Source organism: Geodermatophilus sp. TF02-6 (assembly GCF_003319115.1).
GTDB lineage: Bacteria > Actinomycetota > Actinomycetes > Mycobacteriales > Geodermatophilaceae > Geodermatophilus.
The window spans coordinates 1-14,489 of sequence record NZ_QOHF01000011.1; the positions used below are offsets into that span (position 1 = coordinate 1).

Annotated in this window: 12 protein-coding genes and 4 pseudogenes; 7 read left to right on the plus strand and 9 right to left on the minus strand. The window is 70.2% G+C overall.

Features of this window, described 5'->3' with window-relative positions:
• Positions 1–352, plus strand: a 352-nt coding sequence (locus DQ238_RS11410; RefSeq protein WP_147263055.1) for a PIN domain-containing protein, incomplete at its 5' end; no start/stop codon positions are given.
• Between the two features lie 917 nt (positions 353–1,269).
• Here the strand turns inward: DQ238_RS11410 and DQ238_RS23230 are convergent.
• Positions 1,270–1,407 (minus strand): hypothetical protein, encoded by a 138-nt coding sequence (locus tag DQ238_RS23230; RefSeq protein WP_199506313.1) that lies wholly within the window; start codon positions 1,405–1,407, stop codon positions 1,270–1,272.
• Positions 1,408–1,448: 41 nt separating this feature from the next.
• Positions 1,449–1,610 (minus strand): annotated as a pseudogene (locus DQ238_RS24405) (hypothetical protein); the annotation flags it as partial.
• Here DQ238_RS24405 and DQ238_RS24410 point away from each other — a divergent pair.
• From DQ238_RS24410 to DQ238_RS11435, 5 genes and pseudogenes are all read left to right on the plus strand, one after another.
• A pseudogene (locus tag DQ238_RS24410) lies at positions 1,609–1,809 on the plus strand (family 78 glycoside hydrolase catalytic domain); the annotation flags it as partial. The pseudogenes DQ238_RS24405 and DQ238_RS24410 sit on opposite strands and share 2 nt — an antisense overlap.
• Positions 1,810–1,906: 97 nt before the next feature.
• Positions 1,907–2,449 (plus strand): annotated as a pseudogene (locus DQ238_RS24080) (alpha-L-rhamnosidase); the annotation flags it as partial.
• A 125-nt stretch (positions 2,450–2,574) separates the two neighbouring features.
• Positions 2,575–3,345: pseudogene (locus tag DQ238_RS24085) on the plus strand (L-rhamnose mutarotase); the annotation flags it as partial.
• A gap of 79 nt (positions 3,346–3,424) precedes the next feature.
• Complete coding sequence (locus DQ238_RS11430; protein ID WP_233495892.1) at positions 3,425–4,168, plus strand: alpha/beta hydrolase; 744 nt, start codon at positions 3,425–3,427, stop codon at positions 4,166–4,168.
• A 90-nt stretch (positions 4,169–4,258) separates the two neighbouring features.
• Positions 4,259–5,161, plus strand: a complete 903-nt coding sequence (locus tag DQ238_RS11435; RefSeq protein ID WP_158550773.1) for an enoyl-CoA hydratase/isomerase family protein — start codon at positions 4,259–4,261, stop codon at positions 5,159–5,161.
• Positions 5,162–5,181: 20 nt separating this feature from the next.
• Here the strand turns inward: DQ238_RS11435 and DQ238_RS11440 are convergent, their stop codons facing one another.
• The 5 genes from DQ238_RS11440 to DQ238_RS11460 form a co-directional block, all read right to left on the minus strand.
• Complete coding sequence (locus DQ238_RS11440) at positions 5,182–8,073, minus strand: BTAD domain-containing putative transcriptional regulator (RefSeq protein ID WP_113781414.1); 2,892 nt, start codon at positions 8,071–8,073, stop codon at positions 5,182–5,184.
• A gap of 60 nt (positions 8,074–8,133) precedes the next feature.
• Positions 8,134–8,643: a hypothetical protein gene (locus tag DQ238_RS11445; protein ID WP_147263057.1), complete on the minus strand. Its 510-nt coding sequence runs from the start codon at positions 8,641–8,643 to the stop codon at positions 8,134–8,136.
• A gap of 29 nt (positions 8,644–8,672) precedes the next feature.
• Positions 8,673–9,398: an MBL fold metallo-hydrolase gene (locus tag DQ238_RS11450; protein WP_233495893.1), complete on the minus strand. Its 726-nt coding sequence runs from the start codon at positions 9,396–9,398 to the stop codon at positions 8,673–8,675.
• A gap of 71 nt (positions 9,399–9,469) precedes the next feature.
• Complete coding sequence (locus tag DQ238_RS11455) at positions 9,470–10,633, minus strand: MBL fold metallo-hydrolase (protein ID WP_113781417.1); 1,164 nt, start codon at positions 10,631–10,633, stop codon at positions 9,470–9,472.
• Positions 10,634–10,712: 79 nt separating this feature from the next.
• A complete protein-coding gene (locus tag DQ238_RS11460; RefSeq protein WP_113781418.1) occupies positions 10,713–12,419 on the minus strand; it encodes a CocE/NonD family hydrolase in 1,707 nt (568 codons plus the stop codon).
• A gap of 204 nt (positions 12,420–12,623) precedes the next feature.
• Here DQ238_RS11460 and DQ238_RS11465 point away from each other — a divergent pair, with 204 nt between their 5' ends.
• Complete coding sequence (locus DQ238_RS11465) at positions 12,624–12,890, plus strand: hypothetical protein (RefSeq protein ID WP_147263058.1); 267 nt, start codon at positions 12,624–12,626, stop codon at positions 12,888–12,890.
• An 88-nt stretch (positions 12,891–12,978) separates the two neighbouring features.
• Here the strand turns inward: DQ238_RS11465 and DQ238_RS11470 are convergent, their stop codons facing one another.
• The gene (locus DQ238_RS11470) at positions 12,979–13,269 is read right to left on the minus strand and encodes a hypothetical protein (RefSeq protein ID WP_199506295.1); all 291 of its coding nucleotides are present in this window, start codon (positions 13,267–13,269) and stop codon (positions 12,979–12,981) included.
• The gene (locus DQ238_RS11475; protein WP_113781420.1) at positions 13,266–14,207 is read right to left on the minus strand and encodes a RelA/SpoT domain-containing protein; all 942 of its coding nucleotides are present in this window, start codon (positions 14,205–14,207) and stop codon (positions 13,266–13,268) included. Before DQ238_RS11475 ends, DQ238_RS11470 begins: the two co-directional genes overlap by 4 nt.
• Between the last annotated feature and the right edge of the window lie 282 nt (positions 14,208–14,489).

Sequence of the window (14,489 nt, forward strand, 5' to 3'; positions counted from 1 at the left end):
TCATCGCGTCTGTCTCCTGAAGGACTGTGAGAGGTCTCCAGAAGATCACGCGGTGGCCGCCTTCACGTTCGAGGGCTCATCCGTCATCCGCGAGCCCGCCGTACACCACCTTGGCGGACGCGACTGTACGTCTGAGAGCGAGCAGGTGCGGCGGCTGCTGGGTGCGATGACGGAGTACTCGATCGATCGGCAGACCGCCGATGAGGCCGGCCGTATCCGCCGCGAGGCTGGTATCCGGCTGCCGGACGCGCTGATCGCAGCGACCGCCCTGATCCACAGCCTCACCCTCGACACCCGCAACCTGTCCGACTTCCGCCGAGTTTCCGGCCTACGTTTACGCCGACAACGTTGAGCAGAACCAGGGCTGGCTGCTCCGGCGGCGCCTCACTTGTGCTGGCTCGGAACCGTTGACGGGTCGCTTGTCAGGGCGACGCGCGGTCGATCCTGATGTGCGCGGGTTGATCACCGCGTCCTGGTGTTCGCCCAGCTCGACCACGTGGCCAGGAACTGGGCGCGGACCTACCACCAGTCGCTAGCCAGCGTCGCCGAGGATCTGCACCAGTGGGACGCCGCTCTGCCGCAACGGCCTGGGTTGAGCCGCGACCGACCAAGCCTCGCCGACCTGGCGTTCCGTCCGGGACCTGTGGCGGGCCACTCGGGTCAGCGACCAAGGGTCGCTGGAGTCGGCGCCCAGCGGCGGATCGCCGCATCCGGATCGGTCCGGGCCAGGCGGAGAGCCTCGGCGGAGTCGCTTCGGTCGGCCATCACCTGGAGCGCCACTTTGCGGACCTGTGCGCGGCCGCTGCCCAGGCCGAGGTCAATTGCGGCTCGGAGGTCGGCGTGGGTCAGCGAGTCCGCGGCGTCGAGGGCGCCCGCGAGAACGGCTGGGCCGTGCCGAGAATCGAGTGACGCGGCCCTTCTGCGCAGCGCTCGGGGGTGGTCCGCTTCCGGCGCAGCAGGTGTCCGACGGTGCCGCCCATCGCAGCCGGTCCGCGAGCGCATCGAGCCCGTCGTCGAGGCTGCCGGCGGCGCAGATGTCGACGATGAGCTTCGCCGTGCACCGGCTCCACCGCCATTCGATACACAGCAACACGGCGGTGTCGACGGCGCCTGCCGGATCCTCGTGGTGGTGGAGAACGAACAGCTCGACCACCTCCTGGTGCCGGTTGCTGCTCCCGCCCAGCCCCGACCTCACCAGCAGTCGGTGCAGATCCGTGACGGACGCGGCGGACCGGATCGCGGCGAGGCCGTCGGCGGGGACGTCGTCCATCACGGCCCGCCCCCGTACCGGGTCAGCTGTCGATTGATGTTCTCGAGGTCGAGCGGAACGGAGGCGGGGCCGCCGGTCCAGTCCTCGACGGGCGCGTCGCCCCGGCCGATGACGCAGACGGGGGCCGCCGCGCCCATGGGGGATCGAGCACCTTCTCGCACCGCACCGTGTGGTCCCAGCAGCCCCCGAAGTAGTAGCGATGGGTGATCGTGTCGGAGGCGGCGAAGGCCGCGCTCAGCCGCAGCCGATCCTCGTCGCCGGAATCTGCCGTGTGGGAGGGATCGCCGTAGTCTCGGCGGCCGACGGTGGACGCATGCAGGTGGTCGTCGTCCCAGTTCATGACGATCTGGATCAATTCGCCGAGGAGGTCCCCCCTCGGTGAGGTCGAGCGACGGCCGGCTGCGCGGGTGTGGCGCGCCCCCTCGGGGAAGCAGCTGGTCGACTTCGGGCAGAACGCCGCCGGCGTCGTCCGCATCCGGCTGAGTGGCAGCGCCGGGACCACGGTGGCGCTGACCCACAGCGAGGTGCTCACCCCGATGGGGAGCTGGACACCACCTACGTCCAAGAGGGCCGCGACGTCGGGTGGAGCCAGCGCGACGAGGTCGTGCTCGACGGCGGCGACACCTGGTGGCAGCCGTGGTTCACCATCCACGGCTTCCGCTAGTCGAGATCGACGGCTTCGAGAGGGACCTGGCGCCCGCCGACGTCGGGTTCGTCGTCCTGTCGTCCCGGTTCGGCCAGGCCGGCACGTTCGCCTGCTCGGACGAGCGGCTGACCCGGCTGTGGCGCAACGTCCTGTGGAGCACCCGCGCCAACTTCACCGACAACCCGACCGACTGCCCGACCCCCGAGCGGTCCGGCTGGACCGGCGACATCCAGGTCTTCGCGCCCACCGCCGCCGGCCTGGTCGACGCCCAGGTCTTCCTGCGCCGCTACCTGCGCAACCTCGCCATCGAGCAACAGGACGACGGGCGGGTGCCGCCGTTCGTCCCCTCCGAGGCGTCGACGTCCTCGACCGGACGGCTCACCTGGGCGCTGGGCCGCACGCTGACCAACTCGGTCGGCTGGGGCGACGCCGCCGTCCTCGTCCCGTGGACGCTGTACCGGGCCTGTGGCGACCGCACTGTGCTCGAGCGGCAGTACGACAGCATGCGCGCCTGGGTCGATCACATGGAGCGGCGGGCGCGCACCCGCCGCGGCCTGCCGCGCCGCTTCTCCCGCCGGCGCGTCGGCGGGCTGGAGCGCTACGTGCTCGACAGCGGCTTCCACTGGGGGAGTGGCTGCGACCCGGCGAGCACTCCCCCCGCAACGCGCTGGAGGGCACCCTGCACGGCGCCGTCGTCGCCACCGCCTACTACGCGCACTCCACACGGGTCCTCGCCGAGGCCGCCGCGGTGCTCGGCCTGCACGCCGACGCGCGTCGCTACGGCGAGCTCGCGGGCAACGTCCGCAGGGCCTGGCGGCCAGCGTTCGTCCGTCCCGACGGGCGCATGGGCACCGACCGGCAGGACGACTACGTCTGCGCCCTCGCCTCCGACCTGCTCGACCTGGCGGATCGCCCGCCGGCCGCGGCCCGGCTCGTCGAGCTGATCGAGCAGGCCGGCGACCACCTGGCCACCGGGTTCCTCTCCCCCCCGATGCTGCTGCCGGTCCTGGTCGACACCGGCCACGCCGACGTCGCCTTCCGGCTGCTGCTGCAGACGACCGTCCCGTCCTGGCTGCGCCAGGCCGAGCGCGGCGCGACGACCGTGTGGGAACGGCACGCCGCCATCTGGCCGAACATGCGGCTCACCCTGCGCGACACCGGCAGGCGGAAGTACCAGCTCTTCCTGCGAGACGACGGCCCGCTCGTCGGAACCGTCGCGGTCGAGGACCTCGCCGCCGCGCAGTTCGACAAGGCGTTGACTGCGAGCCTGGAGGACCGCTGGAGCATCGCTGGAGCGTCCAGCGCGACCGTCGTCCCGTCGCGGTCACCACCAGTGTGGACCGCACAGACGACGAGGAGTCGCCGTGCCCACTTGCCAGCCGCGTGCGGAGATCGCCATGTCTGGACGTCAGACGGCTCCACCGCGTGAGGACGTCCGATTCGACACCGGCGACGGTTGCTGCGCCGCCTCGCTCTACAGGCCGGATGACACCGGGACCGCGGCGCCGGTGGTGGTGCTGGCGCACGGCATGGGCGGAATGCGCCAGCTGCTGGACATCGATCGCCAGCTCGCCGACGTGGCAGCGGCATTGCGGTACGTACGAGGCCATGCTCACCTCGACCCCACCCGCGTCGTCTTGTGGGGGACCTCGTTCGGCGGCGGACACGTCCTCCTCGCGGCCGCTCGCGACGACGCGCGACCAGGCGTAGACGCCGTCATCACCCGATGCCCGTTCACCGACGGGCTCGCCTCGGCCCTGGCCACCCGTCCTCGTTCCGCCTGGACCGTCGTCCGGCGCTCGGTCCGTGACCGGGTCGCGGCCCGTCGCGGTAGGCGACCGATCATGGTGGCCACCGCGGGGCCACCCGGCTCGGTGGCCCTGATGACCGCGCCCGACGCCGAGTCCGGACACCTCGCGCTGGTTCCCGACCAGCCCCACGGGTTCCGCAACGAGGTTGCCGCACGTGTCGGTCTCTCGAGCATCTGTCACCGTCCAGGCCGCTACACCGCCGGTATCAGCTGCCCGGTGCTCTTCACCGTTTGTGACGACGACACCGTGGCCCCGGCGCGCACCACGATCCGCCATGCGCGCCGCGCCCCACGCGCGGAGATTCGTCGCTACCCGACCGGCCACTTCGACATCTACTGCGGACAAGCCTTCGAACAGGTCATCGACGACCGGATCGAGTTCCTGACCCGACATGTCTCGACGGAGATCCAACCGCGGACCTCCTCGACCACAACCGACTGATCCACGGAGGATGGGGGTGTTCCGACGATGCGAGCAGCAGATCTGGATCTCGCGACGTTGAGGTGCGAGCAGGACGGGCGGGTACTGACCGTGGGCGTCGAGGCGCCACCGTTCAACTACATGACTGCGGCGATGCAGGACGACTTCGTGCGGCTGGTCGCTGCGGTGGAAACCGACGGCAGTGTGGGTGCCGTGATCGTCACCGGCGGTGTGCCCGGTCGCTACATCACCCACTTCGCCATCGCGGACCTCCTGCACAGCGCCGAGACCCTCTCGGCGGCGTTGCCTCGTCCAGTGGCGTCGATGACGGTGCGCACGGTCAAGGCGATCTCGGCGGCCGGTGGTGCGCCGGCGCGTCGGCTCCTGGAGCGGTCGCCCGTGTCCTCGCTGGCGCTCCTGGCCCGCTTCCAGGCCGCGTGCAAGGCCATCCTGTCGTCGCCGGCCGTGTGGATCGCCGCGGTCGACGGGCCGTGCGGCGGTGGCGGGCTGGAGTTGTCGACGTTCTTCGACATGCGCCTGGCGACACCCGATGCACGCTTTCTGCTCCCCGAGCTGACGATCGGGTTGACCACCACGTTCGGCGGCCAGCGCCTGGCGACGCTGATCGGACCGTCCCGGGCCCTGGAACTCATGCTCGAGGCGCGCGCGATCACCGCCGCCGACGCTCAGGCGCTGGGTCTGGTCAACCACGTCGTCGACGGCGACGTCGTCGCTCGCGCCCAGGCTCTCGCCGCCCGCTACGCCCGGCGGCCGCGCGCCACGGTTGCCGCGCAGAAAGCCATCGTCAACGACGGCGTCCCACTGTCGGAGAGCCTGACCCGCGAGGCCATCTTCCAGACCGTCGGCCTGTCCTCGCCGACCACGCGCGGGGCGCTGACGCGCTGGCTGCAAGAGCAGGATCCCTCGGGCGACTCGACGTTCCTCACCGACCCGGAGCCGTGGCGCACAGGCACGGCGCTCGACATGAACGCCGAGGAGCCGGCCTCCGCCTGAGCATGACCTGTCCGTAGGTCTCAGTCGGCGTCGTCTGCGACGATCTGCTCCAGGGTGAGTGATTGGCCAGCGCCCCACGCACCGTCGAAATCACTTCGGCTGAGCGCTCCTCGAACGTCGGCATACAGGTCCCGTGAGATCGGCAGGCGGGGGAATCGGGTTCCCGCGCGACTGCTGGCCGCGGACGCTGCGGAGAAGAGCTGAACAGCTCGATGGTGCCGTCGAGCCATGGTCATCAGGTCAGCGATGAGCTCGAGCCAGGTGCCGCCGCGCCGGGCGCCGAGGCGCATGGACAGGTCGATGGCGCGCCGTGCCCAGACCAGGCCTTCGTCAGGGGACGCCGTTCGCAGGGCGGTGAGGGCCAGCGCGTTCGAGGACATCCACGCCGCCATCAGGTGTTCGACGTCCATCCCCCGCGCGTAGGCGTCGCGGGCCTCCGTGGCCAGGTCGAGCTGGGAGGTCTGGCCTGGAAGCAGGGCTGAGACCAGGCAGCGAGCGGCTCGAGCGTGCGCCTGGTGGTAGTCGTCTCCGGTCCGTTCGATGACCGTCCTGGTGCGCTCGAGGATCGCCCGTGCCGTCTCGGACTGCTCGGCCACCGCGGCCGTCACCGCCAGCCAAGGAAGCAGGTCACCCGCGGCGAGCAGATCCGGTCCGTCCAGTCCGGCGAGAAGGGGCACCGACGCATCGACGTGGCTGCACGCCAGATCGGGCCGTGCCTGGAAGAGCAGCACGACAGCGCACGCCAGGTGGCTCAGCACCCTCGAGCCGTCGGACGCGCGTGGATCCGCGGTGAGATCCGCGGCCGACTCGAGCCACCGTGTGCCCTCGAGCAGCTCCTCTCGGAAGTACCAGTACAGGGCCAACCGAGCTGGGGCGACGGCGGCGGCCGGGTCTCGCCGCTCGACCAGCGTTCGTTGCAGGGACGCGCGGATGGCGGCGTAGTCGTCCTCGAGGTCGTCGTAGCGCGCCGTCATCGCGAGCTGCGCGAAGCGGGGTAGGGCGTTGATCTGGCCGAGGACCCACGAGTCGCGGCGGTCGAGCAGGTCTTCGGTTCGGTCGTCCAGGAGGTGAGCGGCGTGGGCGCGCACGGTCGCCAACTGCCGGAAGGTCGACCGCCCGCCCTTGCGGGTGGGCTGTTCGCGGACGAGGAGCGAGCGGTTGACCAACATGGGCAGCAGCTCGTCGACGTCGAGAAGGCGCTGTTCGTCGTCCGGCACGACCTCGGTGACGGCCCGAGCAGCGCGGGCCGTGAACCGTCCCGGAAGGACGGAGAGCTCTTCGTGCACGCGGCGCTCGGTCGGACCGAGGAGCTGGACACTCCACTCGATGGCCTCGCCCACCGACCGGTGATGATCATGGCGGCTGGACCTGCCGAGGCGGGACAGCGTCACCGGGTTGCGAGCGACCTGCTCGGAGATCTCGTCCAACGAATAGGTGCGCACACGGGCGGCTGCCAGCTCGATGGCCAGCGGCAGACCGTCGAGACCGGTGCAGATGGTCTCGACCGTGCGGAGGTCGTTCCCTTCGATGGTCAACGAGGAATCGGCGGCGACCGCCCGGGCCAGGAACAGCTCGACCGCCGCGGTCGGCGGCCGGTCCGTCCTGCCGTCGGGATCTGGCAGCGCGAGCGGCTGCAGAGGCCATACCGTCTCACCATCGACCTGCAAGGGCTCGCGACTGGTCGCGAGCACCGAGGACCAACAGGTGGCGCTCCCCAGCAGGGTCTCCACGGCGGGGGTCAGTTCTGGCAACAGGTGTTCACAGTTGTCCAGGACGAGCAGGATGCGTCGGCGCTGCAGGTATCCGGCCAGCGCCTCGAGCGGCGTCCCGGTGATGCCGGAGCCGAACCCGAGGATCGTCATGATCATCTCGGGGACGTGGATCGCCGTGTCGACGGCGGCGAGATCCACGAACCACACGCCCTCGGGAAAGCGCGGCGCGAGGTCACGAGCAACGTCGATCGCCAGCCTGGTCTTGCCGCAGCCTGCTGGACCGGTGACGGTGACCGCGGCACCGGAGGTCACCAGCGCTAGAAGGTCGTGGAGCTCGGACTCTCGCCCGATCAATGCGGACGGGCGGCCCGGGAGGTGGATCGTGGCGGCCTGCGGCGCGCTCGCGACGCCGATCGGCTCACGTGGCGCGAGAAGCGTCGCGTCCTGGTCCAGGATTCGACGTTGCAACGAGACCAGTTCGACGCCCGGCTCCAAGCCGAGTTCGCCGCTCAGCTGACGTCGGAATTCCTGGAAGGTCTGCAGCGCCTCGTCGCTGCGACCAGCTCGGTGTAGTGCGAGCATGCGCTGGGCGCGCGTGTGTTCTCTGAACCCGGGCTCCGCGATCAAGCTCTCGGAGTCGGCGAGCGCCTCTGCGGTACGCCCGAGCTCCACCAGCGCGTCGAGGCGGAGCTCGCGGGCTTGCTGGAGCGATTCCTCCAGGCGAGCGACGGCGGCAACCGCCCACTGTTCGTCGGAGAAGGGTGTGTAGGGCCGGCCACGCCACAGCTCCAGCGCCGTGTCGACCAGCTCGATCGCGATGTCCGCTGCACCCGCTGCGAGTCGGCCTCGAGCGTTGTCGACCATCCGCTCCAACTGGGCGGAGTCGATCTGGTCGGGGCTGACGAGCAGCCGATACCCGCCCGCGTCGTTGATGAGCATCTTCGACGGCTCCCGCCGCCCGCGCCGCGGCTCGAGCAGCTGGCGCAGCCGCCACACGTGCGACTCCAGGGTCGACGTCGTCCCCGCAGTGACCTGGTCTCCCCAGAGGGCGTCGATCAGCGTGCTCGACGAGACCCGGCGGCCCTGGTGGATGGTCAGCACGGCCAGGATCGCGCCTGCCTTCCTCCCGGGTGCTACGATCTCGGCTCCAGCCGCCTCGACCGCCATGCTGCCCAGGTCGCGGACCAACACGAGCAGCACGCTATCCAGAGCATCGGCACCACCGGGCACTCGTCGTCGCGGGCGCTCCCGCCCGTCTCGTCAACGCGGTGGCGGGACGTCCTGGCGTCGACGCAGCGGCCAGGCGCAGGTGGCGGTCGGCGGCTGCGCCGGCCCGGCTCGACGACTCGACATCGCGAGCTCGTCCGCATCGGCCCTGGCCAGGACGGCGGCGACGACCGCTTCCAGGGCGCCGTCGAGGGCGATGACGGCGAAGTCGACGGCCTCGGCCGCATCGCGCTCGGCCTGGTCCGCGCGCCGCTCGGCCTTCGTCACATCGGGATCGCCGCGCCACCGCTCGGACCTCTGCTGCAGCTCGACGAAGTGGCCCTTGATCCGCTCACGCATCAGCGACCACCGGAGGTGCAGGGCGGCGTCGTCCGCATCGACCTGTTGCCTGGTCCTGTTGACCGCGGCGGTCCACGTGTCGTGCAACTGTTGGCGATGGGCCTCGAGCCTGGCTCGGTTCCCCTCTCGGGCAGCGGCTACCACGTCCTCGGTCTTCTTCGCTTGCTCGGAGAGGTCTTGCAGTTGTCGAGGGAGAGGTTCCAACGGTCGCCGCTCCTTCTCGTCTCGAATTGCTACGTCGAGATGACGAGGTCGAGGGCCCGATCGGCCGATTCGCTGATCGGGCCGTACCAGGTCGGGCCGTGGCCAGGGATCAGCACGTCGCCGTCGAGCTTCTGGAGAGTGCTCAGCGCGCGGATGGCACTGTGCTGGTCGTGCGAGAAGAAGGCCGGCAGTAGTCGGGGTCCGACACCGTTGACCGTGGGATGGGCGGTGACCAGTGCGTCGCCACTGATCACCACTCCGATCTCCGGCAGGAAGTAGCTGGTGTGCCCGGAGGTGTGGCCGTGGGTGGCGATCGGGACCGGTCGGCCGGGAAGATCCAGCGCACCTCCACCTCGTTGCGGAAACGCCTGGGCAGCGGGGAAGACGAAGTGACGGAGCGCTCCCGCCCTGGTGATCCGCGCCGCCCAGCGAACCACTCGTGGCCGGTACAGGAGTTTGGCCACGTCGACCGGACCGCCCGACTCCGTGGTCTCGCCCAGCGCGTTCGGTACCTCTGCCGCGTCCATGTACAACGGCACTCCGTAGTTGTCGTGCAGGTGGTTGAGCGCCCCGGTGTGGTCGGCGTGGGCGTGGGTGAGGAGGACGGCGCGGAGATCCTGCGGTCGTCTGCCCAGTGACCGCACCGAGCGTTCGACGTCCTGGATGTCTCCGTTCCACCCGGCGTCGATGAGCGTCACCTCGGTGCCTTCCTGGAGGATGACCCAGTTGACGTCGGTGCCGGTGAAGGCGAACACGTCGTCCGCCACCTGGTGTGCGTCGATCCTCGTCATGGCAGATCTACTCCCGGCTGGATGGGAATGGGGCGTCAGCGACGTCTGAACGGCCATGTGATCCGGTCCAGATCGTTGCCCACGTGGACCCTGCCGCTGAACCCGATGCCGCATTGGACCTCCCATGCCAGGTCAGGGATCAGACGCGGGTTGGACGGCACCAGATGGGTCAGGACCAGGTGCTCGACCCCGGCCGACTGGGCGACCTTTGCGACCTGGCTCGTCGTGGTGTGGGAGTTCTCGAGATGCTGCAGCAGATCGGGCGCCACATGCCCGAACAACTTGATGAATTCGAGGTCGATCACCTCGTGCACGAGGACGTCGGCGCCCTGTGCGATCCGCACGACGTTGTCGGAGAGCTTGGTGTCGCCGCTGAAGGCCACCGAGCCCTTGTCGGTGTCGAACCGGAACGCGAAAGCTGGGAACACCGGTCCATGGGGAACGAGGATGGCGCTCACCGACACCCGGTCGTCCTCGAAGATCGTGAACGGCTCCATCGACGGTGCCGTGTTCGCCGGGCCAGCACCGACGTCGGGTACCGCGATCTCGTGGATGTCCTGCAGGGACTCGACGTCCCGGATACCGGTATCGCGCATGAAGACGTTGTAGCTGTACGCGTAGCCTTCATTCAGTCGATCGGTGAGGTCCTTGATCCCCGGGGTCGGGTTCTCCGGCGCGATGGTCGCTACCGGTGGAGTCGGTTGCGGGGGCAAGCCTCCGGCTGGACCAGGTCCGTAGACGGTCAACGGCCCGGACAGGTTGTCCTTCTCGGCGTTTGGCTCACCGCCCTCGAGCAGGAAGTAGTTGTAGTAGTCCGCGAGGTGGTCGGCGTGCAGGTGGGTGATGAACATCCCCGCCAACGCCGAGAACTCCAGCCCGGCGTTCAGGTACTGGGTGACGCTGCTGCGGCCAGCGTCGACCACGTAGTCGTGTCCCTCGACCGTCAGCACGGTCGACGTGCCGGTCCGTCCGTACTCCGCCTGCGGACCCCCGGACGTCCCCAGCAGGGTGAGCACGGTGTCCTTCGGCTGGGAGCTGCGCACGGGGAGAACGGGCCGAAGGGGGGTACTCGAGCCCGGCGGGTCGGCCGAAGAGGCACAAGCCGCCGAGGCGGCGATGACGACCCCCGTCCCGGCCATCGCCGCGCCCAGCAACGAACGCCGACTGATCGAGCGGTCGGACGGACCGGTGTCACACATGGTGCCTCCTGGACGACGCGATGGCGTCTGGTGACGGCTGGCCGTACGGCCGGTCCCCAGCTGGCGGCACGGCTCGAGGTCAGATCGCGACCGGCAGCAGCAGCCGCGAGGTGGCGTGGACGGTGTTGACGGCGGCCGGCCCGACCGGGGTGTGGGTGAACCCGAGCATCGGACGGCTGTCGGGTCCGGCGTCGTTGCTGCTGACGGTGAGCCGGATGCGGTGCCCGGCAGCGAACCGGCGCGCGGTCGCCACCAGCGGTATCCGGTAGTCCACCGGCTCGCCCGGCGGCACCGGTACCGCGTCGCGCAGCGGCAGCACCGGTCGACCGGGGACGCTGGCCTGCTCGTCGACCTCGCGCAGCGCGGCCCGCAGCCACCCCTGCGTGATCGACGTGGCGGTGCCGTCCGGGGCGACGTCCTCGAGCAGCACGATCCAGCCCGTGTCGGTCGCGGTCGTGGTGGCGGTCAGCGCCAGCTCAGCGTGCCCGACCACGTCGAGGTCCTCGTCCAGCGGGGCGCTGACCCACGTCAGGTGTCCGGTCGCGCTGTCGTAGCAGCGGCAACCCGCTCCGGCGTCGTAGCCCAACGTGGCGTCGGCGCTCAGGCGGACCTCAGTGAGCTCGGACTTCGGTGGCCAGTGCTCGGCGGTGCGCCACCCGTCGGCGCCCGACACCACGTACCGGATCGGGGGGCCGTGCATGATCCCGGTGTCGCGGCCCTTGAGCCACTGGTCGAACCAGGCCAGCGCTTCGACGTGCATGCTCTCCCACGGCCAGGGCAGGCCGTGGTCACCGAGCAGGGCCATGCGCACGTTCGGGTTGTCGACCAGCCCGTCCCAGGCGTCGAACGTGCCGGGCAGGTGCAGGGGCACGTTGGTCCAGTCCGAGCCGAGGTAGACCGGGATGTCGACCCGCGACAGCCGCGGGCCGAGGTCGCGGTCGTCCCACCAGGCGTCCTTGGTCGGGTGCTCGTCCGCGCAGGCGCGCAGCAGGTCGTTCCACGGGTGCTCGGGGCGCGGGAGACGGCGGATCAGCTTCAGCCCCGTGAGCGCGGCCTCGCCGTCGAACGTGGCGAACCGGCGGTGCACCGCGGGCCGCAGCAGGACCCGGCGGAGCAGGCGCAGCAACGGGTTGCGGAAGATCCGGTTGCCGCGGCTCACGATTCCCAGCACCGACAGCCACGACCGGACGAAGGCCTCGCTGTAGAGGCCGTTGTGCCGGGCGGCGCCGTACATCGACGTCGTGAGGTGCAGCGGGAAGACGGCCTTCAGGTGCGGGGGCCGCTCGACCGCCGCGGCCAGTTGGGTCATCGCGTAGTAGCTGATGCCGATCATGCCGATCTGCCCGTCGCACCACGGCTGGGCGGCCACCCATTCCACGATGTCGTGGAGATCGAGCCGCTCCTGGGAGTCGAAGAACGTCCAGGTGCCTTCCGAGCCGCACATGCCGCGCAGGTTCACGATCACGTGGGCGTAGCCGCGGGGCACCCAGAAGTCGCTCGCGCCCGCCTCCACGACCCCGGTCGGGAGGCCGAGGTCCTGGATCTGCCGCGGATACGGGGAAGCGGCGATCAAGGCCGGGACCGGGCGGTCGGTGTCCGGGCGGTGGACGTCGGCGAGCAGCACCGTGCCGTCGCGCAGTGTGATGCGTACGTCGTCGTCCCGGCGCATCGGGAACTCGGCGGCGGACAGGTTGCGATAGTCGCGGCCGGTGGTCTGCGGTCCGTTGAGTCGACGCTCGCCCGCGTCGACACCGGAGGTGAGGGCGGAGGCGGTGGTGGTGGGCATGACGGATCCTCGGGTCACTGGCAGTCGGTGCGGCCTCCGACGACCGCGCTGGCCGAAGACTCACACCATCGACTCCAGCGCCACTTCAGTCCGGCTCCAGCCCGGAATGGCCCGGTGTCACCGCGAGCGCGATCGTCGCCGGGATCGACCCGGCAGGGGCCAGGGAAGCCATCGACGCCGCGCACACAGAGGGAGGCGGCGCGCATGGCGGTGGCGGCCGCACCGCCGTCGAGCCGACTGGACGTAGCCGAGGTCTACCCGATGATCGGCGCGCCTGACGACGTCGGAGAAGCGATCAGAGACGAACGACCAGCAAGCCTGATGAAGCTCTACCGGAACCGGGGCACCAAGCTGAGCTACCGCCAGGACGAGGACGGCGGTGAAGCCGTGATCCCGATGGTTGTGGCTGACGTACGTGTCCGAGGGGCGACACGCTACATACGCACATGCATGGGCTTGATCGGCCGATAGGGCCGGATCCCATCATCGACAAGCTGGCGGTGGGGTTGTCGGGGGAGGAGCCGCTCAGCCCCAACCGTGCGTTGAGAGTTGGACGAGGTCAGTCACCCGAGACGTGCACCCGGACGTCCTCGCTGATTCCGATGGCGTCTTCCAGGGCGATTGCGTCGCGCAGCAGCTCCGGCGCGGAGCGGAAGTAGCGACCGTGCGTGCGCTTGAGCTCGTCGAGGGAGTCGGCGGAGAGCACGACGACCTCGATGTCGGAGCTGCTGCGGTTCGCCTCGGCCTTGACCCGGGCGCTGAGCGCCTCGTGGCGCGCCTCATCGCCGGCGAACTCTGTGATGTCGTAGGCGCCGGTTCGTCGGTCGTACTGCACCAGGAAGCTGGTCATGACCCCTCTAGGGTATCCATCCCGGGCCCGTCCAGCGGCCCGTCTTCCAACGAGGTCATCAGGTCGAGTAGCTGCTGCTCGACGTCCCGGCGGGCCTGCCGAGCCGGCTCGGTGATCCGCGCGAGTCGCTCCCGGAGCTTGGCGGCCTCGTCCGGCGGCAGCCGCCTGACCGGCGACATCCGCCGCACCGCCTCACCGATCGGCCCATCGTCCGTCGCGCCCGCCTCCGCCGCCGCCACGTCGTTGAGCGTTCGCTCGAGGTGGTCGAACCAGCCGATGCTTAGCTCCTGGAGCTGCTCGACGAGCTCAACCCGTGCCTCAAGGCTCACGCCGTCGTCGAGCGCACCGGGGGCACGCGGATCGTCTGGCGGGCCGCCGTAGCGGATCTGACGGCCCCAGCGGTCGGCCAGCCGCTCGAACACCTCGGCCCACACGTGTTGCGCCCGGGTCCGGACTTGGATCTCGACCGGCAGGCCGGCGAAGGTGATAGCCGCGTGCATCGCCCGGTAGCCGGACTGAGGCTCGGCGAGCCGGTCGATGATGCGGCCGCCGAACACCCGGATCAGCAGCGCCGTGACGAGGCGCTGATTAGTCAGCGTCATGTCACCGACGATGCGCACGCCAGCGACGTCGCGGATGTAGGGCAGCTTTACCTCGGGGCTGCGGCGGAGCTTCTCCAGCAGCGTGTCCCGGGTCTTTGTACGCCCGACGATGTCCAGCGGCGGCGACACATGCTCCCGCCAGTCGACGGCCCGCAGTGCCCTCACGAGGTCGACCTGGACCCTGTCATAGGCGTCGAGGAACGCGAGGTACAACTCCTCATCGCCGGGTGCCAGCGTCCCCGCGGCGAGCCGCTCACCGAGCCGGGCCAGCCGGCTTCTGCTCGCCGGCAGCGGCACCGGTGGGATGAGGGACTGGAGCGGCGGGGACTCGCTCATCCGGCCGCCTGCGTGGAACAGGCCATCGCACACCTCCCCGACGGATTGCCTGCGTCATGCACGCTATCCGTGCGGCTCTCGGAGTCGAGGGAGGCTTCAGGCCAGTCTCGTCGTACCGCCGCCACCCAGCCGTGCGGGCAGGCCAAGCACCGGGCGCGGGGGTCAGTCTGGTTCGCCGAGGGACTGCACCGTCTTCACGATGACGCCCATGAAGGCGGCCGCGGTCGCCGGGTCCCTCTCAACGAGGATGCCCTGCTGGTTGGCGGTGGGTGTCACCGGTCC

Bases quoted from the DNA above. Each gene is read 5' to 3' on its own strand.
- DQ238_RS23230 (WP_199506313.1), bottom strand. From the start codon at position 1,407: ATGGGCGCGGCGGCCCCCGTCTGCGTCATCGGCCGGGGCGACGCGCCC.
- DQ238_RS11455 (WP_113781417.1), bottom strand. From the start codon at position 10,633: ATGTGTGACACCGGTCCGTCCGACCGCTCGATCAGTCGGCGTTCGTTG.
- DQ238_RS11460 (WP_113781418.1), bottom strand. From the start codon at position 12,419: ATGCCCACCACCACCGCCTCCGCCCTCACCTCCGGTGTCGACGCGGGC.
- DQ238_RS11465 (WP_147263058.1), top strand. From the start codon at position 12,624: ATGGCGGTGGCGGCCGCACCGCCGTCGAGCCGACTGGACGTAGCCGAG.
- DQ238_RS11470 (WP_199506295.1), bottom strand. From the start codon at position 13,269: ATGACCAGCTTCCTGGTGCAGTACGACCGACGAACCGGCGCCTACGAC.
- DQ238_RS11475 (WP_113781420.1), bottom strand. From the start codon at position 14,207: ATGAGCGAGTCCCCGCCGCTCCAGTCCCTCATCCCACCGGTGCCGCTG.